We start from the raw sequence: 22,221 nt of genomic DNA, 5'->3' as shown, positions 1-22,221 counted from the left end.
GCCGAGATGCTCGGCGACGCCGACGACCGCCTTCCATTCGCCCGCCGTGGTCGAGATCTCCAGGTGTTCGGGACGGATGCCGATGGTCTTGGCGCCGTTTTTGGCAGCCGGCGCGCCCTCGATCAGGTTCATCTTCGGCGAGCCGATAAAGCTGGCGACGAACAGGTTCTTCGGCGTCTTGTAGAGCTCCATCGGCGAGCCGACCTGCTCGATGTTGCCGGCGTTCAGCACGACGATCTTGTCGGCCATGGTCATCGCTTCAACCTGATCGTGGGTAACGTAGATCATGGTGGTCTTGAGCTGATGGTGCAGCTCGCTGATCTCCAGCCGCATGGTGCCGCGCAGTGCCGCATCGAGATTGGACAGCGGTTCGTCGAACAGGAAGGCGGTCGGCTGACGCACGATGGCGCGGCCGATCGCGACGCGCTGGCGCTGGCCGCCTGAAAGCTGGCCGGGCCGGCGTTCGAGATAGTTGGTCAGGTTGAGCACGCGCGCCGCGTCTCCCACCTTCTTGTCGATGGTCGCCTTGTCCTCACCGGCCATCTTCAGCGGGAAGCCGATGTTCTTGGCCACCGTCATGTGCGGATAGAGCGCGTAAGACTGGAACACCATGGCGAGCTTGCGCTTGGCCGGTGCCTCGCCGGTGACGTCGCGGCCGTCGATGTTGATGGAGCCGCCGCTGGTGTCCTCGAGCCCGGCGATCAGGCGCAGCAGCGTTGACTTGCCGCAACCCGACGGGCCGACAAAGACGACGAACTCGCCATTCTCGATCACCAGGTCGAGACCGGGGATGATGGACGTCGCTCCGAAGGATTTCGAGACGTTCTTGAGCGTGATGTTTCCCATGGTTTCCTCCCCGAGGGGTTATTTCTGCCGATTGCTTCGGGCAATTCCGTTATTTCACCGCACCAAATGTCAGGCCGCGCACCAGCTGCTTCTGGCTGAACCAGCCCATGATCAGGATCGGCGCGATGGCCAGCGTCGAGGCGGCCGAAAGCTTGGCCCAGAACAGGCCTTGCGGGCTTGAGAACGAGCTGATGAAGGCGGTCAGGGGTGCGGCTTCCGTCGTCGTCAGCCGGATCGTCCAGAACGCCTCGTTCCAGGCCAGGATGATGTTGAGCAGCATTGTCGAGGCGATGCCCGGCACCGCCATCGGCGTCAGCACATAGACGATCTCGTTCCACAGCGATGCGCCGTCCATGCGCGCCGCTTCCAGGATCTCGCCAGGGATTTCGCGGAAATAGGTGTAGAGCATCCACACCACGATCGGCAGGTTGATCAGCATCAGCATGATCATGAGGCCGATGCGGCTGTCGAGCAGGCCTGTGTCGCGGAAGATCAGGTAGATCGGGAACAGCACCGCGACCGCCGGCATCATCTTGGTGGACAGCATCCACATCAAGATGTCCTTGGTCCGCTTGGTCGGCGAGAAGGCCATCGACCATGCCGCCGGTATGGCGACCAGCAGGGCCAGGATGGTCGAGCCGACCGAGAGCAGCACCGAGTTGAAGAAGAACTTGAAGTAGCCGCTCTGCGCCTGGACCTCGGTATAGCTCTCGAACGTTCCCGACGGGATGATGCTGAAGCCCTGGATGGCTTCCTGCTCCGACTTGAACGAGGTGATGATCGTGTAGAGGATCGGGAAGAAGATCAGCAGGGCGACGATCCAGGCGGCAACCGTCGCGATCGTCTTGTGCCGGGTGGTGACTGAGCGTGCCATCGTAGCCTCCCTTACTTGTCCAGGTTCTTGCCGACGGCGCGCATGGCGAAGAAGGCAACGATATTGGCGAGAATGACGGCGATCACACCGCCGGCGGATGCCTGGCCGATTTTGAACTCCAGCAACGCCTTCTGGTAGACGAGGAAGGGCAGGTTGGTGGAGGCGTATCCCGGGCCGCCATTGGTGGTGACGAGGATCTCGGCATAGACCGAGAGAAGGAAGATCGTCTGGATCAGGATGACGACCGTGATAGCGCGCGACATGTGCGGCAGCGTCAGATAGATGAAGCGGCTGATGAAGCCGGCGCCGTCCATCTCGGCGGCTTCCTTCTGCTCGCCGTCGAGCGACTGCAGCGCGGTCAGAAGAATGAGCGTCGCGAAGGGCAGCCACTGCCAGGCGACGATGATGATGATCGCCAGCATCGGATGTTGCCCGAACCAGTCGATCGGCTGGGCTCCGAAGAAGCGGGCTATATCGGCGAACACCCCGTATTGCGGGTGCATGATCATGTTCTTCCAGACCAATGCGGCCACCGGCGGCATGACGAAGAACGGAGAGATGACGAGGATGCGCACGATGCCCTGGCCCCACATCGGCTGGTCGATCAGCAGCGCCAGAAGGATGCCGCCGATCACCGTGATCAGGAGCACGCTGACCACCAAGGTGAGCGTGTTGAGGATCGACTGCAGGAAGGCCGGGTTGGAATAGAACAGCGCGTAATTCGAGAAGCCGACAAAGCCGTCGCGGATCGGATTGAGCGGGTTGTACTGCTGGAAGGAGAACCAGATGGTGATGACCAGCGGCACGATCATCCAGACGAACAGCAGCACCACGGATGGCGCCATCATGAAACGGGCAAGCGAACGGGTCTGCTGAGTAGCCATGACGGTCACCCTTCACTGGTCAGACGGAATTTTCAAAGGCGTTAAAGGCGGCCGCCCGAACTGGGAACTCGGGCGGCCGTTGCCGGTCAAGGAGGCGACCGGCAGTCGGCACCGGGAGGAGCCTTACTTGATGTATCCGCCCTCGGTCATTGCCGCGGTGGCAGCGTCCTGGGCCTGCTTCAGCGCGTCGTCGACGCTCGACTGGCCGGCAAGCGCCGCCGAGAAGAGCTGGCCGACCGTGGTGCCAAGGCCCTGGAACTCAGGGATGGCGACGAACTGGACGCCGACATAGGGCACCGGCTTGACCGTCGGATGCGTCGGATCGGCGGCATTGATGGAGTCCAGCGTCATCTTGGCGAACGGAGCCGCCTTCTGGTACTCGGCATTGGCGTAGAGCGAGGAGCGCGTGCCCGGAGGAACGTTGGCCCAGCCTTCCTTCGAAGCGACGAGCTCCGCATAGTGCTTGCTGGTCGCCCAGGAGACGAACTTCTCGGCGGCATCCGCTTTCTGCGTGCCGGCGGGGATGGCCAGCGACCAGGCCCACAGCCAGTTGCCGCGCTTGCCCAGGCCATTGTCGGGCGCCAGCGCATAACCGACCTTATCGGCGACAGTCGAGTTCTTCGGGTCCGAAACGAAGGACGCGGCGACCGTGGCGTCGATCCACATGCCGCATTTGCCCTGCTGGAACAGCGCCAGGTTTTCGTTGAAGCCGTTGGAGGAAGCCCCCTCGGGGCCGTCGGCCTTCATCAGGTCGACATAGAACTGCAACGTGTTCTTCCATTCCGGCTGATCGAACTGCGGCTTCCAGTTCTCGTCGAACCAGCGGGCGCCGAAGGAGTTCGACATGGCGGTCAGGAAAGCCATGTTCTCGCCCCAGCCGGCCTTGCCGCGCAGGCACACGCCGTTCACGCCATTGGCGCGGTCGGTCATCTTGTCGGCGGCCTGCTTGATGAAGTCCCAGGTCGGCGCGTCGGGCATCTTCAGCCCGGCCTTGTCCATCAGGTCCTTGCGGTACATGACGAAGGAGCTTTCGCCGTAGAAGGGCGCGGCATAGAGCTTGCCGTCGACCGAAAGGCCGCCAGCAATGGCCGGGATGATGTCCTTGGCGTCGTAGTCGTCGCCGAGCTTGTCGAGCGGCAAAAGCCAGCTCTGCTTGGCCCAGATCGGAACCTCATAGGTGCCGATGGTCATCACGTCGTACTGGCCGCCCTTGGTGGCGATGTCGGTGGTGACGCGCTCGCGCAGTACATTCTCTTCGAGCGTAACCCAGTTGAGCTGGATGTCGGGGTTCGCCTTGGTGAAGTCCTCGGTCAGCTTTTGCATGCGGACCATATCGCCATTGTTGACGGTGGCGATGGTGATGGATTCGGCGTGTGCGGCGAACGCAAGCGTGCTGGCCGACAACAAGCCCAGGGTGAGCGTGCGAAGTTTCATCAAATTCCTCCCTTGAACCAAGATGAGCATTTGCCTTGGCTTTGGGCAATTACTCACTTTGCGTGAATTATGTCAAGTCGGATTCGATGCTGCAGCGCAGCACCCGGGCGACACCGCAGGCCGGGACGAGCGGAAATTGCCAGGACGAAGAGCGTCCTGGCCGGATACAGTGCGGCAACAGCGGATGGATCTGTGAGACCAGGTGCAGCCCGCAAGCCTGCCGGTCAGCAGGCGATCTCGGCCAGCAGCCAGTCGCGGAAGGCACGGATCTTCGGCACGTTGCGGCGCGCTTCGGGGTAGACCAGCCAAAAGGCATGGCCGTCGTCGCCAACCAGATCGAAAGGCTGGATCAGGCGCCCACCGGCAAGTTCCGCCTTGAACAGCGCCCTGGTCAGGATCGCGACGCCATGACCGGCGATCGCCGCATTGGCCTCATAGGCCTGCGCGCCCATGCTGCTGCCGGGCCGTTTGGCGAGATCGTGCGAGTGCACGCCGGCAGCCTCGAACCATTGTGTCCACCAGATGTCGCCGGGATCGAGGATCGGCAGCCGCAACAGGTCCGCCGGTTCCCTGACGCCGCCGATGCTTGCCGCGAGCTTCGGGCTCAGCATCGGCGTGAAATCGGCATCGAGCAGCTTGTAGGCTTCCAGCCCCGGCCATTTGCCGCCGCCCGACCGGATGGCGAGGTCGACATCCTCGCGGGCGAAATCCGTCAGCCGGCTCGATGTTTCGAGCCGCACGGCAAGGGAGGGATGAGCGATCTGGAATGAGCCCAGATGGTGCGCCAGCCAGTTCGAGGCAAAGGTCAGCACCGTCGTGACGCACAGCAATCCGTCGGCGCCGCCACGCGCCGCCGCATAGGCCTGGCCGAGAATGGCGAAGGCCTCGCTGACCGCTGGCGCAAGGCGCTGTCCAGCCTCGGTGAGTGCGATCTGGCGCGGCCGGCGCAGGAACAGCGGCGCGCCGACCCGTTCCTCCAGCACCTTGATCTGATAGCTGACCGCCGCTTGCGTCATGGCAAGTTCCTCGGCCGCCTTGGTGAAGGAAAGATGCCGCGCCACCGCTTCGAACACCCGGATCGCCTGCAGCGGCGGAAGCTGTGAAACCTGCCGAGAGCTGAGGTCCGGCATAAAGCCTCCTTATGGGTCCTTATCGACGTTCGATTGGCAAAGGCCGCCGTCAAGACCGACATTTCCAGTCAACCCGTCATTCGGGTTCAGGATAGCGAAGGTTGACGATCATGACCATGGCGCAGCAAAAATGCACTTCCGCACCCGATCATCGCTGGTTTTCGTGGCTGACGGATGGATTCGGCTGGTTCGCAGCCAAAAAACGGGCACATCTCGACATCAGGGACCTGTCGCCGCATCTGCAGCGCGATCTCGGTTTTCTCGATGGCAACGACCCTTTCGGGCGGCACAGCTAGCGCGGTTGGTTTTATCGCAAATCAGTTGTGCTTCCGGTCAGATGCTGGCGAGCAGCGCGGCGGCGGTCCGTTCATCGGTGATGAGGCCGTTGATCAGCCGCCGGTTCGCGGCCGCCAGGATGCCCGGCAGCTTTCGTTCTCCCATCGCCAGTGCGATGACCAGCGATTTCTCGCGTGACGGCAGCGACGCCGACGACACCCGGTCGTTGGTGATGCCCTCGATCATGCGGCCTTCCCTATCGAACACCCAGCCGACGATCTCGGCGATGCCGCCGGCCTTCTGCAGCGCCTTCAATTCGCTCTCCGAAATGAAGCCGTCCTCGTAGAGCGGCGCCTTGGGGCCGAGGTCGCCGATGCCGATGAAGGTGACGTCGGCCTCAGCGGCAAGCGCAAGCGTCGGCTGGATCATCGGCTGGTTGAGCAGCATCTCGCGCTCCTCCGGCGACGAGGCGATGACCGGCAGCGGCATCGGGAAGGAGCGTGCCTTGACCCTGTCGGCCATGGTGAAGATGACATTGTAGAAGGCGGCCGAGCCGTCCGGCGAGATGTTGCCGGTCAACGACACCACCTTGTGCTGCGGGCATTCCATCGGCGGCAGCTGCTCGATCGCCGCCTTCAGCGTGCGCCCGGTGCCGATCGCCATGACGATCGGCGTCGGTGAACGCAACCGTCGCTCGATCTCGGCGGCAGCCGCCTCGGCGATGCCGATCGTGGTCGAGGACGAGTTGGGATCGCTCGGCACCACTTCGACCAGATCGAGCGCAAAGCGCGATCTCAGCCGTGCCGCCAGATCGAGGCAGTTGGCGATCGGATGGTCGACGCGAACCTTGATCAAGCCCTCCGACACCGCCAGCGATACCAGCCGCTGCGCCGTTTGCCGCGAGATGCCAAGCGTCGAAGCGATCTGGTCCTGTGTGTTGCCGGCAACATAATAAAGCCAGCCGGCGCGTGCCGCATCGTCCAGCCTGTTGCTGCCACCATCCTGCCGGCTATTCAAAGTCCTGCCTCCCGAGACCGCCGGTCATGAGAGCGGCCCATGCCCACTTTCGCAGGGAACGGCCTGCTGCGCAATTGTCAAATCTCGGGGGCAATTGCTTGCTGTCCCTCGGCGTAGGCACGGCCCAGTTTCTCGTCTCCCCACGATGTCTGTCTCGCCAAGAGACTTGGCTGCGGTCCCGGCAGGCGGCACGTTCTTGCGCTCCGAAGGTTTATCTCCCGGCTCAAACCCTTTAAGGGATGGCAAAAAGGAGCCTCGCATGACGCCGAAAGCGGTTTTCTGGGACATGGACGGCACGCTGGTCGACAGCGAACCGCTGCACGAAGCTGCCCTGGTGGCGGCGATGCGCAATGTCGGCCTTGTCCCGCCGGACGATCTGCATGAGCGCGTGCTCGGCGTCGCCGCCTGGCCGGTCTACGAGATGATGCGCGACGAGTTCGGCCTGAACCTGCCTTTCGACGACTGGATCTTGCGCAAATACGAACACTACCTGCCGCTGGTGGAGAGCTTGAAGCCGCGCCCCGGCGCGATCGAGATCTTCAACGAGCTGCGTGCAAGAGGCATCCAGCAGGCCGTGGTCTCGAATTCGGACCGGATGATCGTCGACGCCAATTTGAGCATGATCGGCCTGATCTACCCCGGCATGAAGACGATCAGCCGCAACGACGTGCGCGAAGGCAAGCCGCATGCCGAGCCATTCCTGCGCGCCGCGTATCTGGCCGATGTCGACCCCGCGCAGGCGGTGGCGATCGACGATAGCTGGCCGGGCGCCATGGCAGGGCTGGCGGCGGGAATGAAGACGATTTTCTGGCCGGAAAAGCCGATGGAAGGCCCGCCCGGCGCCGTCGTCATCAACAGCGCCGAGGAATTGGGGAAAGAGCTGGGGCTCTGAGGAAAACCGCCCAGGTCGGCGCCGTCCCTCATCCGCCTGCCGGCACCTTCTCCCCGTATAGTGACGGCACGGGGAGAAGGACGCTCAATTCCGGTAGACCGGTTCCTGCTCGTCGAGGATCGCCTTCAACTCGCTGAGATGGCGTTCGGCCTGGCCGGGATAATCGTCCATCTCGCTCGCCGCCTTTTCGGCGATCGCGTCAGAAAGCGTGCGCAGCGGGCGGCCGGTCCACAGCGCCTTGATGTATGTCTCGGCGGCGCGTTCGAAATAGAACATGCGGTTGAAGGCATCGGCGACCGTGTCGCCGATGACCAGCACGCCGTGATTGCCCATCACCATCACCTTGACCTTGGGATCGACGAGAAGCTGCGAGCAGCGCTCGCCCTCCTCCTCGAAGGCCAGCCCGCCATAGTGCGCGTCGACGACATGGCGGTTGAAGAACATCGCCGAATTCTGGTCGATCGGCGGCAATGTCGAGTCAGCGAGCGATGCCAGCACCGTAGCGTGGATCGAGTGCACATGCATGACGCAGCGCGCGTGACGCACATTGCGATGGATGGCGCCATGCAGCCCCCACGCCGTCGGGTCGGGCGCATTGGGGCCGGAGAGCGTTTCCGGATCGTTGGCATCGATCATCAGAAGGTCGCTCGCCTTGATGCGCGAGAAATGCACCTGGTTGGGGTTCATGAGGAATTGTGTGCCCTCATCATTGACGGCCAGCGAGAAATGATTGGCCACCGCCTCGTGCATGTTGAGCCGCGCCGTCCAGCGGAAGGCGCAGGCGAGATCGACGCGCTCCTCATAGTAGGGCAGGTTGGTCAGCGTTTCCTTTTGCAGACGGGCAAGGCTCATCGAAAAATTCTCCGGTTTCGGCAAGAATGCCGTGGCCAGCCCATTCCCGCAACCGGTTTTGGTTGGTGCAGGGATGCTCACGCCGCCGTGCTGGCAGCGGCAGCGCCGGCTCGCAGGCCGCCATGCTCGATGATGAAATCGATCACCTCCTGCAGTCCCTTGCCGCGCGACAGGTCCGTGAAGCCGAACGGCCGCTTGCCGCGCATGCGGCCGGCGTCGCTCTCCATGACATCGAGACTGACGTTCACGTAGGGTGCCAGATCGCTCTTGTTGATGACCAGGAAATCGGAGCGGGTGATCGCCGGCCCGCCCTTGCGCGGAATCTCCTCGCCCTGGCAGACCGAGATGACATAGAGCGTCAGGTCAGCGAGATCCGGCGAGAAGGTGGCGGCAAGGTTGTCGCCGCCGGATTCGATGAAGACGATGTCGAGGTCCGGGAACTTCCTGTTCATCTGCGCGATCGCCTGCAGATTGATCGAGGCATCCTCGCGGATCGCGGTATGCGGGCAGCCGCCGGTCTCGACACCCATGATGCGGTCCTCGGGCAGCGCCTGCAGCCGCGCCAGCATCATGGCGTCTTCCTTGGTGTAGATGTCGTTGGTGACGACGGCGATGGAAAACTCGTCGCGCAGCGCCTTGCACAGTTTTTCGGTCAGCGTCGTCTTGCCCGAACCGACCGGGCCGCCAATGCCGACGCGCAGCGGACCATTTGTCTGTGTCATGCGGGAAACTCCGTGATGGCGAGGATGGCAAAGCCGAGCCCGATCAACAGGCACAGCGGCGAATAATAGCGGACATCGAGCCGCGCGAAAGGCTGTTCCGGCGTCAGCCGCCGCCACCATGGCGTGAAGCCGGCTATGCCGCGCCCCAGGAACACCAGACCGATGAGCAGCGACGTGGCGGCGAGACCCTCCTTGGGGAAGGGTGAAGCGAAGACTCCCATGAGCGCCAGCGGCCATAGTGTCGCCAGGCACAAGCACGCGGCAACGGCGAAACTGGCAAACGGCGTCGGCATCTCATCGACGCCGCGAAAGCCGACCACGGCGCGAGCGCAGGAGGCTGCGTCCTGGCCCGGCCAGATGCCGCCAAGGCCCCAATAGACATGCAGAACGGTGATCAGCAGCAGGACAAAGGATAGCGAGAAGGCGAGAAAAATCATGAGCGGAACAGTCGCGAATATTGGGTTTCATGCTTCATCGCCATGACATCGGAGACGAAGGCGCAGCCACCGAGATCGTCGAGTGTCGAGCGCGCGGCGCGGCTTGCGGTCGCCAGGGCCAGCGGCTCGAAGCCGGCCAACAACGCGGTCGCGCTGCTCTGGCCGACGATGCCAAGCCGGATCGCCGCCTGCACAAGGTTGGAGAAGAAGGTTTGCAGGAAGGCTGACAGCGCATCCTGAAGCGCGATGCCGTTGCCACCCGCAATGGCGCCGACGGCGACGCAATAGGCGCATTCGGCCGGCAGGCGCTCCAGCACCGGATTAGGCCAGGCGGCCGCCGCTTTGAGGAAGGCTCCACCCTGCAGCATGGTCTCGGTATGGCGTTCGCGCGAGCCGGCCAGGGCTTCGGCGAGTGCCGCCACTTCATCGAGATCACCGGTGCCGCGTGCCCGGCGCCAGCTCTCGGCGAACAGCACGGCGTCGTTCCAGCCCGAGCCCATCTCGACCAGCGTCTCCAGCCAGCCGGCGAGGCTCCCGGCATCGGCAACCAACCCGTCCTGCACCGCCCGCTCGAGACCATGGCTGTAGGAAAAGCCGCCGACCGGAAAGGCAGGCGACAGCCACGCCATCAGCCGCAGCAGGGCGATGTTCGAAGGCTGGTCAGTCATGATCGTGGTGATGGCCAGCATGACTGTGCGAATGGGAACGCGATTCGCCATGAGAATGGCTGTGCGCTTCGGCGTGGCTGTGGGCATGCGCATGGCCGTGATCGTGGCTTTGCCCAGCATGGCCGGAATAGGCGCCGCGCACCGGCTTGAACGGTTCGGAAACGTCGGTCACGGTGGCGCCCAGCCCCTCCAGCATCGCCTTGATGACATGGTCGCGCAGGATGAGGATGCGTCCGGCCTCGATGCCTGCCGCGAGATGGCGGTTGCCGATATGCCAGGCGAGCTCGGCCAGATGCACGCCATCGCGGGCGCGGATGTCGTAGACCTCTTCCGGTGCCGCGATGATCTCGATATGGCCGCCATTCTCCAGCACCAGCCGGTCGCCATCGTTCAAGGCGACGGGTTCGGGCAGGTCGACCAGCACCTTGCCGCCGTCGGCAAGTTCGATGGCCCGGCGGCGCAGATGCCGCTCGTCATGGGCGAGAATGGCCCGGCCGGACGGTAGGGTGGTTCCGGCAGCGCCGGCGGACAGCACCGAGACGACGCGCGGGAATTTGGTGAAGTCGGTGTTGAGGTTGAGTTTCATTTCATGGATTTCCCATTTGCTTGTGCCCGCACACGCGCGATCCAATGGCCTTGTACATGTCGAACCCTGCCTTTCCCCAACAAAGCTAGACCATCGCGTTCGTTCAGACGATGGTGTCGAAGAGCCGCAGGATGAACGATATCTGGTAGATAAGCGCCGCCGTGACAAAGGCGATGTGGAAGCGGCGGTCGCGCACCAGGATCGCGATGATGCAGAGCACGACGAAGACCGGCGTGCGGAACAGATACTCGCTGCCGAAGCGGGCGAAATGCTCCGGCCCCTTCAGCAGCGTGTCGACCACGTCGAGCAGGTAGGTCGCCGCCAGCAGGCCGAAGAACCACGCCCGGCGCGAATAGAAAAAATCCTCGTAGCTGGTGTAGTCCAGCATCGAATCTGGGAACAAAAGCGCGCACAGCAGGAACAGCGTGATCGCGTAGAAAATGATGAACAAATATTTGCCGAAGGTCCAGGTCTCGACGGCGTAGAGGCCGAACTCCCACCACCAGAAATGCACCAGCATCAGGAGCACCGAGACGACCCAGGCCAGATGCACGGTATAGAGCTTGTACTGGCCGGGATGCTGGACGATGCGCGCCACCCCCGACAGCAGGCGGGCGACACCAAGCCCGATCACCATGCCCATGACGATGCGGATGTGCGGGAAGATGTCGTGGGCGGAAGCGATTTCGGTGGTCATGCTCGATCACAATGCAGCTGTTGGTTGGCCGCATAGTGCTGCCTTCCACCAAGGGCTGCAACGGATAATGCTCGCCCGGTGGAAGCGCCGCTTCAAAACAGGAAATACCGTTGCGCCATCGGCAGCACCGTCGCCGGCTCGCAGGTCAGCAACTCGCCGTCGGCGCGCACCTCGTAGGTTTCCGGATCGACCTCGACATGCGGCGTGGCGTCGTTGAGCACCATCGAATGCTTGCCGATGCCGCCGCGGGTGTTTTCGACGGCGACGAACTGCTTGTCGACACCGAGCCTGCCACGCAGTCCCGACTCGAGCGCTGCCTTCGAAACGAAGGTCACCGACGAGTTGGTCCTGGCCTTGCCATAGGCGCCGAACATCGGCCGGTAATGCATCGGCTGCGGCGTCGGGATCGAGGCGTTGGGGTCGCCCATCGGGGCGGCGGCGATCATGCCGCCGATCAGCACCATGTCCGGCTTGACGCCGAAGAAGGCCGGGTTCCACAGCACCAGGTCGGCGCGTTTGCCGACCGCGATCGAGCCGATGTCTTTCGACAGCCCATGCGCGATGGCCGGGTTGATCGTGTATTTGGCGATGTAGCGACGGACGCGGAAATTGTCGTTGTTGCCGGTCTCCTGCGGCAGCGAGCCGCGCTGGCGCTTCATCTTGTCGGCGGTTTGCCAGGTGCGGATCGCGACTTCGCCGACGCGGCCCATGGCCTGCGAATCCGACGAGATGATCGAGAAGGCGCCGATGTCGTGCAAAATGTCTTCCGCCGCGATGGTCTCCTTGCGGATGCGGCTTTCGGCAAAGGCGATGTCTTCGGGGATCGACGGCGACAGATGATGGCAGACCATCAGCATGTCGAGATGCTCGGCCAGCGTGTTGACCGTGTAGGGCCGCGTCGGATTGGTCGAAGACGGAATGACGTTGGGCAGGCCGCAGACCTTGATGATGTCGGGCGCATGGCCGCCGCCGGCGCCCTCGGTGTGGAAGGCGTGGATGGTGCGGCCCTTGATAGCGGCGACCGTGTTCTCGACAAAGCCGGATTCGTTCAGCGTGTCGGTGTGGATCATCACCTGCACGTCGTAATCGTCGGCGATCGACAGGCAGCAATCGATGGCCGCCGGCGTCGTGCCCCAGTCCTCGTGCAGCTTCAGCGAGCAGGCGCCGCCCAGCACCATTTCCTCGAGCGCGGCGGGCAGCGAGGCATTGCCCTTGCCCGACAGGCCGATGTTCATCGGAAAGGCGTCGAAGGACTGGATCATGCGGGCCATGTGCCATGGCCCCGGCGTGCAGGTGGTGGCCAGCGTGCCGTGCGCCGGGCCCGTGCCGCCGCCGAGCATGGTGGTGATGCCTGACATCAGCGCCTCCTCGATCTGCTGCGGGCAGATGAAGTGGATATGCGCGTCGAAGCCGCCTGATGTCAGGATCTTGCCTTCGCCGGCGATGATCTCGGTTCCGGGGCCGATGATGATGGTAACGCCATCCTGCGTGTCCGGATTGCCGGCCTTGCCGATGGCCGCGATGCGCCCGTCGCGAAGCCCGACATCTGCCTTGAAGATGCCTGCACTGGCATCGATCACCAGCGCGTTGGTGATCACGGTATCGACGGCGCCTTGCGCCCTGGAAACCTGGCTCTGGCCCATGCCGTCGCGGATCACCTTGCCGCCGCCGAATTTCACCTCTTCGCCATGGATGGTGAGATCCTTCTCGACCTCGATGAACAGTTCGGTGTCGGCAAGCCGTACTCTGTCGCCGACCGTCGGGCCGTACATCTGCGCGTAGGCGGCGCGGGTAATTCTGCCCATCAGCGATTGCTCCCGAAATGCGGTTTGCCGAAATGCGGTTGGATTGAAGCGCGGCTGCACATTGCTGCCATCCTATGGTCACGCAATGACCTGCTGGGCGACACCTTCTGATCCCATTTGGCGGTTGAGGTTAGGGGGTCACCCCAGACCGACCGTTTGCCAATCGATGGAAAGGAAAATCCATGCGCAAAACGATAGTTCTTGCCGCCGCAGCCAGCCTGATGCTGGCGGGCGCCGCCAGTGCCCAGCAGCAACCCGCGCCACAGCCCGCTCCGGCGCCGGCAACGCCTGCTCCAGCCACGCCCCAGGCTCAGCCGGCCGTTCCGACGATCCAGAGCGTCAACATCGTCGACATCACGGAGCTGCCAAAGGACACCCAGACGCAGGTCAACCAGGTGATCGCCCAGCGCGGCGATGACGGCTTGAAGAAACTGCGCAGCTCGATCGACGCCACTCCCAAGGTTAAATCGGCGCTCGAGGCCAAGGGAATGACCTCGGCGCAGGTGGTCGCGGCCAGTATGGAACCCAATGGCGCACTGACCCTGATCACCAAGAAGGCGAGCTGACGCCACGGCATGGCGGGCCGGCATCCGTCCGGCCGGCTGCATTGGGAAAGGAACCTTCGCCGGGCCGGATTCGTTTTGTCCTTCTCGCGCTAACCCGCGCCCCGAAACGATTTCTCTCAGGAGCGAGCGATGGCGATCACTTCTTTCTCGACCAGAATGCAGGCAGTCGCCGCCATGACGTTCCTGGCGGCGGCTGGTCCTGCTGCCGGACTGAAGGCGCAAGGACTGGAAAGCACGGAGACCGTCAATCGCATCGTCGGCTCGCAGGTCAAGCAGGAAGAGGCCAAGGCCAACACTGAGGCCGGCAACGTCAACACGGCGATCGACCGCACGCGTGAAAACATCGGCACGGTGCGCAAGACATCCAAGCTCGACAAGGTCGACATCGTGTTCCTCACCGACGCCGCGCGCAGCGAGGGCGGCCCGCCGCCGGAGATCGAGACCAAGGTCAAGCAGCATCAGGACGACATTACGGAGCTGCGCAAGGAGATCGAGGCCAACGCGCTGCTGTTCAACGCCATCGAATCGCGGCGCGTGCAGGCGCAGGATGTCCTCGCCGTCGAATTCGACAATCCCGGAAAGATCGTCATCTACGCCGCGGCCAAGCCATCGAACTGAGCTGAGCGCGCCGGAAGATCTCACAGCTTGCCCATCACCTTCTGCTGAAATCCGTAGACCTCGCGCTTGCCGCCGAGCGGCACCAGCGTGACGTCGCGCTCCTGGCCCGGCTCGAAGCGCATGGCCGTGCCCGCGGCAATGTCGAGGCGCATGCCCCTGGCGCGCTCACGGTCGAATTTCAGCCCCTCATTGGTCTCGAAGAAATGGTAGTGGCTGCCGACCTGGATCGGCCGGTCGCCGCTGTTGGCGACTTTCAGGGTGACGGTCTGCAGGCCCTTGTTGAGCTCGATGTCGCCGCCCACCGTGATGATTTCACCGGGGATCATGGTCACCCTCACACGATGCCGAAGGCGAGACCGATGCCGATCGCCGCGCAGGCGGCACCGGCAGCGCGGGCCAGGCCACGAAACCGGATGCCGAGACCGAGACCGGTGGCGATGCCGGTGGCATGCAGCAACAGCGTGGCGATGGCAAAGCCGGCCATGTATTCAAGCCCGCCGGCATTCTCCGGCACCTCGGTGCCATGCGCGTGGCCGTGGAAAAGTGCGAACAGGCCGATGATGGCGACGCCGGCCGAGACCGGCAGATCGATCGCCAGCGCCACCAGCAGTCCGAGTGTCACGACCGATGCCAGTATGCCCGGTTCGACGAAGGGCAGCGGCATATGCAGCATGCCCAGCGCGCCGCCGACCACCATGACGCCGACAAAGGCAGCCGGCCAGGCAAGAACCGCCTTGCCGCCCTTGAGCGCCGCCCACAGCCCGACCGCGATCATCACCGTCATGTGATCGAGGCCGGAGAGCGGGTGCATGAAGCCGGCCGTGAAGGAGGAGGTGGTACCCAGGCCGACATGGGCATAGGCCGGCAGGGCGGCGGCCAGCAGCAGGATCGCCGACAGGCAGAGGCGTTTGGCGGATATCATTCTGTTTGCCTTTCGTTTTGCTCGGTCTGGTGTTCACGCCGCCTTGCGGGGGCCGCAGCCTTCGGCCTTGAGAACGCGTTTGGCTGACGCCGGATATTTCTTCAGCATCGCTGCCGGGCGGATCGGCCGCGCCGAAAAACCACCGCCGCAATTGGGGCAGATGCCGCCCAACACCTGTTCCACGCATCCGGCGCAAAAGGTGCACTCGAAGGTGCAGATCAGCGCATCCGTCGCCTCGGGCGGCAGGTCCTTGTCGCAGCATTCGCAGTTGGGACGCAGCTCCAGCATCCTGTCCTCCTCAACGGATCGGTTCGTGCACGGTCACCAGCTTGGTGCCGTCGGGAAACGTCGCCTCGACCTGCACGTCATGGATCATCTCGGCGATGCCTTCCATGACTTGCGCGCGGCTGACGACATGAGCGCCGGCTTCCATCAGTTCGGCGACCGGACGGCCGTCGCGGGCGCCTTCGACGACGAAATCGGTGATCAGCGCAATCGCTTCCGGATGGTTGAGCTTGACGCCGCGTTCGAGCCGCTTGCGCGCCACCATCGCCGCCATGGCGATCAGCAGCTTGTCCTTTTCCCTCGGCGTCAGGTTCATGCGTTTCCCTGGATTGGTAGAGGCAGGCCTATAGTGACCATAATTTGGGCAACCCCGCCCTTCCGTTGAGCAATTCGACGAGTGGAACCAGCCGCTGGCGCAGCCGGTAGCCATCCCCGGCGTAGAGCCTCGCAAGAAGCTTGCCAGATTTCTTCACGCGCCAGGCGCTGGCGCTGCCCTGGTCGCCGACGATCTCCAGAACCGGATCGAGCAGGGCTTCGGCGCGTGGCGATACCAGAAGCAATGTCGCCACCGCGATCGCGCCGCCGGCAACCGCCGGGCGATCGAGCGTTGCGGCGATATCGGGTCCGATGCGGAAATCCTCGGCATGAACGAGGGCGCCATCCTGACGCACACGCCAGCGGTCATGGAAGTTGCCCTGCGTGGCGCGTTCGCCCATCGCCAGGCGGCCGAAGACGGCGGCTTCCAGCACCAGCGCCTCGGCGCCGACGGCAAGCTCGACATTGAGCGTACGGGCAAAGGCCGCCCTGTCGAAGACGATGGTTTCCTGCGGCAGCCAGGCGATGCGACCGTTTTCCCCGACCGACAAATTGACCCGCACTTCGGCATGGTCGGATGACGCCCGGTAGATCTTCTCGCAGGCCTGCGTGGTGATCGATGCCGAAGCGGCCGCGCCGACATCCACGTCCCAGGCGATACGGTCGCCGCCCGTCATTCCGCCGGCGGTGTTGATCAGCACCGCTTCGAGCGGATCGGCCGAGACGGCCGGCATTCTTATCTTGGCGGCGCCGTCCTGATAGAGGCGCCGCAGGCGCGTGCGGCCCTCGCTGAGCGCGCAGGAAAGCCGCGCCACGCCCGCAACGCGCTGCGTCGAAATCCCGCCATGTTCGCCCATATCCATGCCTGCACGTTAAGCACTCCGGCGGCTTTGTCGATATGGAGTTCGATATAGCTTGTTGCTTGACAACGTTTCGGTTTCTATAGAGGGAACCACCTTGGTACGGTCATGCTGCGCTTGGCGGGGGTATTAAACGACGACGGCGGCTTGATACCAGGAGAAAAAGGGGCGCTGCTCAGTCGGCGTCGGGAAACGCGAGATAGTGGGGAAGGAACCGAATGGCCGACCAGCTGGCAACGGATATCATCGCGAAGATCAAGGCTCATGCCGAGCCGGGCGGCGAAGAAATCACCACCACCACCGAATTGACCTCGCTTGGCATCCATTCGCTCGAGCTGACGGAGATTATCTTCGATCTTGAGGAAGAGTATGGCATCGAGATCGAGATGAACACGGTCGACGCCTGGAGCAATCTGAAGAACGTCGGCGACATGGTCGAAGCTGTGCGCGCGCTGATCGCGAAAAAAGCCTGAACTGAATGCGGCAGCGCGTTGTCATCACCGGCATGGGCGGCATTTGCGGGCTCGGCACCAGCGCGCCCGCGATCTGGAACGAGATGCGCGCCGGCCGCTCGGCCATCGGCCAGATCACAAGTCCCCAACTGCATGATCTGAAGGTCAAGGTCGGCTGCGAAATCAAGACGCTTCCCGATCACGGCATCGACCGCAAGCAGACCGTGTCGATGGACCGCTTCAGCCTGCTGGCGACGATCGCAGCCAGGGAAGCCATGCAGCAGGCCGGCCTGGCTTCGAATGAAGCCACCACCTATCGGATGGGCACCGTCGTCGGTGTCGGCGTCTGCGGCTGGGAGGCGATCGAAGAGAGCTATCGCGCCATCCTGGTCGAGGGCAAGAACCGCGCCGGTATCTTCACCGTGCCAAAGGTCATGCCAAGTGCTGCCTCCGGCCATGTCAGCATGAATCTGGGCTTGCGCGGCCCGGTCTTCGGCGTCACCTCGGCCTGTTCCTCATCCAACCACGCCATCGCCTCGGCCGTCGATCAGATCAGGCTTGGCCGCGCCGATGTGATGGTCGCCGGCGGCACCGACGCGCCGCTGGTCTGGGGCATCCTGAAGGGCTGGGAAGCATTGCGCGTGCTGGCGCCCGACACCTGCCGGCCATTCTCGGCCGACCGCCAGGGACTGTCGCTCGGCGAGGGCGCCGGCATGGCGGTCCTGGAAACGTACGAGCACGCCATGGCGCGCGGCGCCACCATCCTTGCCGAGGTCGCCGGCGCCGGCCTTTCCGCCGACGCCTCCGACATTGTCGCTCCGACCGTCGAAGGGCCGACGGCGGCCATGCGCGCCTGCCTCGCCGATGCCGGTTTCAATCCCGAGGATGTCGACTACCTCAATGCCCATGGCACCGGCACCAAGGCCAACGACCAGATCGAGACGGCAGCGATCAAGCGCGTCTTCGGCGACCATGCCTACAAGCTTTCGGTGTCGTCGACCAAGTCGATGCACGCCCATTGCCTCGGCGCATCGGGTGCGCTGGAGATGATCGCCTGCGTGATGGCGATCCGCGAAGGCATCGTGCCGCCGACGGCCAATTTTCGTGAGGCCGATCCCGATTGCGACCTCGACGTCACGCCGAATGTGCCGCGCGAGCGCAAGGTGCGCGCCGCGATCAGCAACGGCTTCGCGTTCGGCGGCACCAATGCCGTGCTGGCCTTCAAGGCTGTCTGATCTAAGGGGCAGGCGGATCTGCCCCAGGCCGGCCATTCCGTTGACTGTCCGTGCACGATGAAACCCTTCGCCGCCATATTGATCGTGCCGTGCGCCGCGTCTAATCCTTGGCCGACCCGCCAAAACCGCGCCGCTCGGCGCGAATCCTCATCCAGGAGTTTCCATGGCAGACCTGTCCGCCTTTCCGATCGCAACGCGTTGGCCGGCCAAGCATCCGGACCAGCTCCAGCTCTATTCGGCGACAACGCCGAACGGGGTGAAGATATCGATCGCCCTGGAGGAACTCGGCCTTGCTTACGAGCCGCATTGGGTCAACATCGGCCAGAACGAAAGCTGGACACCGGAATTCCTGTCGCTCAATCCCAACGGCAAGATACCGGCGATCATCGATCCCAACGGCCCGGACGGCCAGCCGATCGGCCTGTTCGAATCCGGCGCCATCCTGCTCTACCTTGCTGAAAAGACCGGCCTGCTCATGCCCATTGATGGCGCGCGCCGCTACGAGACCATCCAGTGGGTGTTCTTCCAGATGGCCTCGGTCGGGCCGATGTTCGGCCAGGTCGGCTTCTTCCACAAATTCGCTGGCCGCGAGATCGCCGACAAACGCCCTCTGGAGCGCTATCGCGACGAGTCAAAGCGACTGCTCGGCGTGCTCGACGGCCGGCTGAAAGGGCGCAAGTGGATCATGGGCAATGACTACACCATCGCCGACATCTCGCTGCTCGGTTGGGTGCGCAACCTGATCGGATTCTACGAAGCGCGCGAACTCGTCGGCTTTGACGATTTCGCCCATCTGGGAATATGGCTGGAGCGCGGCCTGGCGCGGCCGGCGGTGCAAAAAGGCCTGACCATCCCGGCCAAGGGATAGCAAAACCAGCCTCCGAAGCGCGGCTATTTCGCCTTCGCTTTGGCTTTCGAACCGCCTTTGCCCATGACGGAAGCAGCGAGCGACGCAGCACCTCGGGCGGCGACCATGACCGCGCCGGCAGCGACGTTGGCCGTGGCCTTGGCCGTGCGCATCGCACTGCCGCCTAAGAAGTCGCTGGAACTCGCGGGCTTCTTCGGCTTTGCGGCTTTTGGCGCGGCTTTCGCTGCGGCCGGCACCACTTTCTTCGGCGCTGCCTTGCCGAAAGCCGGCTTGGCGTCCTTTGAACGGGCTGTCATCGCCGGGCCGGCGCCGATTTTGGATTGGGTCGCCTTACCCTTGGCGGGCGCAGGCTTTTTTGCCTTGGTTGCCATTGGACCGAATCCCTCTTTTGGCACAATTGTCGTGTCGGGATAACGGCCTGAAAGTCTTAAGGTTCCCCTTGCACAATCCGTCGAATCAAGCGGAAAGGCCGATCACCAGATCGGCGGCACTGCGCCGCGCGAGCACGCGCTCGATGTTGGGCAGGTCGTTGGAAGCGATCCAGGCGCGCGCATCTTCATCGGAGCGGCCATGCTCGTGCCAGCGCTCCATCAGGCGGCGCTCGAGCTCGTTGCGCGGCACGTCGACGAAGATCGAGAAATCGAACAGCGGCGCCAGCCGCGACCACGGCTCTTCGTCGAGCAGCAGGTAATTGCCTTCGACCAGGATGAACTTGGTTTCTGTGGCGACGATCGAGGCTGCGGCGCGCGACAGTTCCATGCTGCGGTCGAAGACCGGAATGGCGATGTCGGGTTCACCGGCACGGATACGCTTCAGCAAGGCCTCAAAACCGGCAAAGTCGAAGGTTTCCGGCGCGCCCTTGCGCGCGCGCAGACCGCGCCGCTCGAGCACGGCGTCGTCATAGTGGAAGCCGTCCATCGGTACGACCTCCGCTGCACCTTCGGGCAGCAGTTCATGCAGCCTTGCCGACAGCGTCGACTTGCCGGCGCCCGGTGGACCGGCAATGGCGACGATGAAGCGGTTTGCCTTGCCGGCACGCTTGAAGATGGTGGCGGCGAGATGGGCGATTTCGGACATGAGAGCCTCTCTGGCAGAGCTTCAGATCCACCATGTTCCGCATGATGATTTCGGCCACATCTTGGCGACAGTTCACGGAAATTTCAAACCCTGCGGCCGCGCAATCACACCTACGAGGCCAGCGGCTGGCCAATGCGCAGGAAATCGCTGTCGAAGGGAACCTCCCGCGTCGAACCACCGGCTTGCAGCCGCATGCGGCCATCCGCCGTCGTGACGTCCCGCGGCGGCTCGCCGCCCGACAGCGGCAGGACGCCGATGACGTGGCGAAAGGACACGCTTTGGCGTTCGCCCAGCGCAAAAGCGGTCGCCACCCCTTCGCGCTTCAGCCAGTTGTCGCCGATCGAGGCGGCATGGCCGACGGCAGCGCGGCCATCCTCGATGCCGAGCACGCCAAGGTGGCGGCCGCTCCATGGGGCGTAGTCGCGCCCGCCATTGCTGAACCACAGCATGGTGATTGGCAGTTCGGCCGGGTTCTTCAGCACCAGCACCAGATCGTCCTCGGCCTGTCGTGCAAGCGCGGTCCATCCCGGCCCGCCATGGTCGGCTTCGACCAGCGTGATGAAATCCTCGCGGCGGTCATCCATGCGGTATTCCGTCAGGTCGAGCGTGCCGCCGCCGGCGGCGGGAAAATGACCGAGATCGGTGGAGCGAGCCGGATAGGCGAGCATGAAGCGGCCGCGTGCGGGATCGGGCTCCAGCGGATCGTCCAGCGTCGCGGCAAAACGTTTGGGCGAAAAGGCCAGCCTGCCGCCGCCGGTCATGGCCGTCATCGGGTGATGGGCGACCGGGATGGCACCATGACCGCCGGAAAATACATGCTCCTGGTAGAGGAAGGGATGGCCGTCGCGCAGCGTCAGGATCTTGTCGACCGAAGCGCCCATCACCTCGTGCCGCAAGCGGTAGACGGCGCGCCAGCCATCGTCGGTCGCGACACTTTCGACGACATCCCAGGCGCTGTTGGCCGTCCAGCCATGCAGCGGCGCTTCCTCGACATCGCTGCGCGAAAACGGCGCGCAGAGGAAATCGCCGGACAGCCGAACCGTGCCTTCCGGCAGGTCTTTCGGCAGCGTCTCGTTCGCATCGACCCAGGGCGCGCGATGCAGCGGCTTCAGCTGCCGCCCACCGCCCTCGACGACCATGTCGGCGATGTGGCCGACCGTGAGGTCGAGCGAAACCGAAATGCCTCTGGCCTTGATGGTGTGGATGGTCATTTGCGCTGTCACCGATTCTGAAGGCACAAACAGAACCCGTTCGGCGGCGGTTGCGCAAGCACTGCGACAGGGCATTTTTGCATCGCGCACCTTCACCTTCCCCACAAGGGGAGGGTGAGCTACTGTCGCTTGTATTCCCGCACCGGCGACTTGGTGTCGTCGGTGTAGGTAACCTGCACCGACATCGATTTCACGCTGTCGGCGACCTTGAAATAGGGCTGGTAGTCGTAGGGGATGGCGTAGGGGTCCTTCTTGTCGCAAGGCGGCATCTTGATCTCCTTGTCGAGGGCCGCGCCGTTCAGGCTGTAATGCACCTGTTTGATGGCGCAGCGGTAGGACAGCATCTGGGTGAAATAGACCAGGCCGTGGTTGCCGCTGGCATCGAAGGCGATCCACGAGGTCCAGAACTGGTCGAGGATCTGCTTGTTGCCTTGCTGAAGCGCTGTCTCGGGGTCGAAGCGGATGTCGAACGGGCCGGTCTCGCGGCCCCTGATGTCGAGATATTTGATCGCAATGATCCCCGCCACCGTGCTGTCGGGCATCTCGAAGCTCGGATTGGCCATCGGCTTGCCGGTCGTCTGGTCGTTCATGGCCAGGAAACCGGTGTCGGTGAACGGACCGCTGTCGCCCATGCGCCAGGAGATGGCGGTCGCCGGCTCGGGCAGCGAGATGGTCATCGACCAGCCCTGGTT

At 63.7% G+C, this 22,221-nt stretch carries 28 protein-coding genes and 1 pseudogene; 8 read left to right on the top strand and 21 right to left on the bottom strand.

Annotated elements, in window-relative coordinates:
• The 5 genes from EN955_RS13135 to gcvA all read right to left on the bottom strand — a co-directional run.
• The coding region (locus EN955_RS13135; protein ID WP_164769876.1) for an ABC transporter ATP-binding protein at positions 1-846 on the bottom strand (846 nt) is incomplete at its 3' end.
• Positions 847-895: 49 nt separating this feature from the next.
• Positions 896-1,720, bottom strand: coding sequence for a carbohydrate ABC transporter permease (locus EN955_RS13130; RefSeq protein WP_013528415.1), 825 nt, complete (start codon positions 1,718-1,720; stop codon positions 896-898).
• An 11-nt stretch (positions 1,721-1,731) separates the two neighbouring features.
• Positions 1,732-2,604, bottom strand: coding sequence for a sugar ABC transporter permease (locus EN955_RS13125; protein WP_013528414.1), 873 nt, complete (start codon positions 2,602-2,604; stop codon positions 1,732-1,734).
• A 123-nt stretch (positions 2,605-2,727) separates the two neighbouring features.
• Positions 2,728-4,038, bottom strand: coding sequence for a sugar ABC transporter substrate-binding protein (locus EN955_RS13120; RefSeq protein WP_013528413.1), 1,311 nt, complete (start codon positions 4,036-4,038; stop codon positions 2,728-2,730).
• A gap of 224 nt (positions 4,039-4,262) precedes the next feature.
• The gene (gene gcvA / locus EN955_RS13115; RefSeq protein WP_013528412.1) at positions 4,263-5,168 is read right to left on the bottom strand and encodes a transcriptional regulator GcvA; all 906 of its coding nucleotides are present in this window, start codon (positions 5,166-5,168) and stop codon (positions 4,263-4,265) included.
• Between the two features lie 110 nt (positions 5,169-5,278).
• Here gcvA and EN955_RS13110 point away from each other — a divergent pair, with 110 nt between their 5' ends.
• Positions 5,279-5,464 carry a hypothetical protein gene (locus EN955_RS13110; RefSeq protein WP_013528411.1) on the top strand — a complete coding sequence of 62 codons (186 nt, stop codon included), beginning with the start codon at positions 5,279-5,281 and terminating at the stop codon, positions 5,462-5,464.
• 37 nt (positions 5,465-5,501) lie between these two features.
• On the opposite strand, the gene EN955_RS13105 is transcribed toward EN955_RS13110, so the two are convergent.
• Positions 5,502-6,461: a sugar-binding transcriptional regulator gene (locus EN955_RS13105; RefSeq protein WP_013528410.1), complete on the bottom strand. Its 960-nt coding sequence runs from the start codon at positions 6,459-6,461 to the stop codon at positions 5,502-5,504.
• A gap of 259 nt (positions 6,462-6,720) precedes the next feature.
• On the opposite strand from EN955_RS13105, the gene EN955_RS13100 reads away from it, so the two are divergent.
• Positions 6,721-7,353 carry an HAD family phosphatase gene (locus tag EN955_RS13100; protein ID WP_024502043.1) on the top strand — a complete coding sequence of 211 codons (633 nt, stop codon included), beginning with the start codon at positions 6,721-6,723 and terminating at the stop codon, positions 7,351-7,353.
• Positions 7,354-7,437: 84 nt separating this feature from the next.
• Here EN955_RS13100 and EN955_RS13095 read toward each other — a convergent pair whose 3' ends face one another.
• From EN955_RS13095 to ureC, 7 genes are all read right to left on the bottom strand, one after another.
• Positions 7,438-8,205: a class II aldolase and adducin N-terminal domain-containing protein gene (locus EN955_RS13095; RefSeq protein WP_024502042.1), complete on the bottom strand. Its 768-nt coding sequence runs from the start codon at positions 8,203-8,205 to the stop codon at positions 7,438-7,440.
• Between the two features lie 77 nt (positions 8,206-8,282).
• Positions 8,283-8,927 carry an urease accessory protein UreG gene (gene ureG / locus EN955_RS13090; RefSeq protein ID WP_024502041.1) on the bottom strand — a complete coding sequence of 215 codons (645 nt, stop codon included), beginning with the start codon at positions 8,925-8,927 and terminating at the stop codon, positions 8,283-8,285.
• Positions 8,924-9,364, bottom strand: coding sequence for a DUF3995 domain-containing protein (locus EN955_RS13085; RefSeq protein ID WP_024502040.1), 441 nt, complete (start codon positions 9,362-9,364; stop codon positions 8,924-8,926). Before EN955_RS13085 ends, ureG begins: the two co-directional genes overlap by 4 nt.
• Entirely contained in the window at positions 9,361-10,032 is a 672-nt protein-coding gene (locus EN955_RS13080) for an urease accessory protein UreF (protein ID WP_032898799.1), read from the bottom strand. Before EN955_RS13080 ends, EN955_RS13085 begins: the two co-directional genes overlap by 4 nt.
• Entirely contained in the window at positions 10,025-10,618 is a 594-nt protein-coding gene (gene ureE / locus EN955_RS13075) for an urease accessory protein UreE (RefSeq protein ID WP_024502038.1), read from the bottom strand. Before ureE ends, EN955_RS13080 begins: the two co-directional genes overlap by 8 nt.
• A gap of 103 nt (positions 10,619-10,721) precedes the next feature.
• Entirely contained in the window at positions 10,722-11,315 is a 594-nt protein-coding gene (locus tag EN955_RS13070; protein ID WP_024502037.1) for a hypothetical protein, read from the bottom strand.
• Between the two features lie 92 nt (positions 11,316-11,407).
• Complete coding sequence (gene ureC, locus EN955_RS13065) at positions 11,408-13,123, bottom strand: urease subunit alpha (RefSeq protein ID WP_164752755.1); 1,716 nt, start codon at positions 13,121-13,123, stop codon at positions 11,408-11,410.
• A gap of 179 nt (positions 13,124-13,302) precedes the next feature.
• Here ureC and EN955_RS13060 point away from each other — a divergent pair, with 179 nt between their 5' ends.
• Both EN955_RS13060 and EN955_RS13055 read left to right on the top strand, forming a co-directional pair.
• A complete protein-coding gene (locus tag EN955_RS13060) occupies positions 13,303-13,686 on the top strand; it encodes a hypothetical protein (protein WP_013528400.1) in 384 nt (127 codons plus the stop codon).
• 129 nt (positions 13,687-13,815) lie between these two features.
• Positions 13,816-14,304 carry a hypothetical protein gene (locus EN955_RS13055; protein ID WP_024502035.1) on the top strand — a complete coding sequence of 163 codons (489 nt, stop codon included), beginning with the start codon at positions 13,816-13,818 and terminating at the stop codon, positions 14,302-14,304.
• A gap of 20 nt (positions 14,305-14,324) precedes the next feature.
• On the opposite strand, the gene EN955_RS13050 is transcribed toward EN955_RS13055, so the two are convergent.
• Genes EN955_RS13050 through EN955_RS13030 form a run of 5 tightly spaced genes read right to left on the bottom strand, consistent with a single transcriptional unit; the run spans position 14,325 to position 16,683 of the window.
• The gene (locus EN955_RS13050) at positions 14,325-14,630 is read right to left on the bottom strand and encodes an urease subunit beta (RefSeq protein WP_013528398.1); all 306 of its coding nucleotides are present in this window, start codon (positions 14,628-14,630) and stop codon (positions 14,325-14,327) included.
• An 8-nt stretch (positions 14,631-14,638) separates the two neighbouring features.
• Positions 14,639-15,226, bottom strand: coding sequence for a HupE/UreJ family protein (locus EN955_RS13045; protein ID WP_024502034.1), 588 nt, complete (start codon positions 15,224-15,226; stop codon positions 14,639-14,641).
• A gap of 33 nt (positions 15,227-15,259) precedes the next feature.
• On the bottom strand, positions 15,260-15,514 hold the full coding sequence (locus EN955_RS13040) for a DUF1272 domain-containing protein (protein WP_013528396.1): 255 nt from the start codon (positions 15,512-15,514) through the stop codon (positions 15,260-15,262).
• 10 nt (positions 15,515-15,524) lie between these two features.
• On the bottom strand, positions 15,525-15,827 hold the full coding sequence (locus tag EN955_RS13035) for an urease subunit gamma (RefSeq protein WP_013528395.1): 303 nt from the start codon (positions 15,825-15,827) through the stop codon (positions 15,525-15,527).
• 28 nt (positions 15,828-15,855) lie between these two features.
• Complete coding sequence (locus EN955_RS13030; RefSeq protein ID WP_081714212.1) at positions 15,856-16,683, bottom strand: urease accessory protein UreD; 828 nt, start codon at positions 16,681-16,683, stop codon at positions 15,856-15,858.
• 221 nt (positions 16,684-16,904) lie between these two features.
• Between EN955_RS13030 and EN955_RS13025 the strand changes: the two genes are divergently transcribed.
• The 4 genes from EN955_RS13025 (at position 16,905) to EN955_RS34770 (ending at position 19,655) form a co-directional block, all read left to right on the top strand.
• Entirely contained in the window at positions 16,905-17,159 is a 255-nt protein-coding gene (locus EN955_RS13025; protein WP_013528393.1) for an acyl carrier protein, read from the top strand.
• 5 nt (positions 17,160-17,164) lie between these two features.
• On the top strand, positions 17,165-18,373 hold the full coding sequence (locus tag EN955_RS13020) for a beta-ketoacyl-[acyl-carrier-protein] synthase family protein (RefSeq protein ID WP_024502032.1): 1,209 nt from the start codon (positions 17,165-17,167) through the stop codon (positions 18,371-18,373).
• 163 nt (positions 18,374-18,536) lie between these two features.
• Entirely contained in the window at positions 18,537-19,241 is a 705-nt protein-coding gene (locus tag EN955_RS13015; RefSeq protein ID WP_024502031.1) for a glutathione S-transferase N-terminal domain-containing protein, read from the top strand.
• A gap of 105 nt (positions 19,242-19,346) precedes the next feature.
• The gene (locus tag EN955_RS34770; protein ID WP_164752754.1) at positions 19,347-19,655 is read left to right on the top strand and encodes a hypothetical protein; all 309 of its coding nucleotides are present in this window, start codon (positions 19,347-19,349) and stop codon (positions 19,653-19,655) included.
• Between the two features lie 42 nt (positions 19,656-19,697).
• Here the strand turns inward: EN955_RS34770 and EN955_RS13005 are convergent, their stop codons facing one another.
• The 3 genes and pseudogenes from EN955_RS13005 to EN955_RS35345 all read right to left on the bottom strand — a co-directional run.
• Positions 19,698-20,318, bottom strand: a complete 621-nt coding sequence (locus EN955_RS13005) for a nucleoside triphosphate hydrolase (RefSeq protein WP_013528389.1) — start codon at positions 20,316-20,318, stop codon at positions 19,698-19,700.
• Between the two features lie 110 nt (positions 20,319-20,428).
• Positions 20,429-21,529 (bottom strand): hypothetical protein, encoded by a 1,101-nt coding sequence (locus tag EN955_RS13000; protein WP_024502029.1) that lies wholly within the window; start codon positions 21,527-21,529, stop codon positions 20,429-20,431.
• 119 nt (positions 21,530-21,648) lie between these two features.
• Positions 21,649-22,221 (bottom strand): annotated as a pseudogene (locus EN955_RS35345) (methyl-accepting chemotaxis protein); the annotation flags it as partial.

The organism is Mesorhizobium sp. M7A.F.Ca.CA.001.04.2.1 (assembly GCF_003998485.1).
Taxonomy (GTDB): Bacteria; Pseudomonadota; Alphaproteobacteria; order Rhizobiales; family Rhizobiaceae; genus Mesorhizobium; species Mesorhizobium ciceri.
Note: the sequence above shows the minus strand (reverse complement) of the source record. Positions and strands in the feature narration are given on the sequence as shown.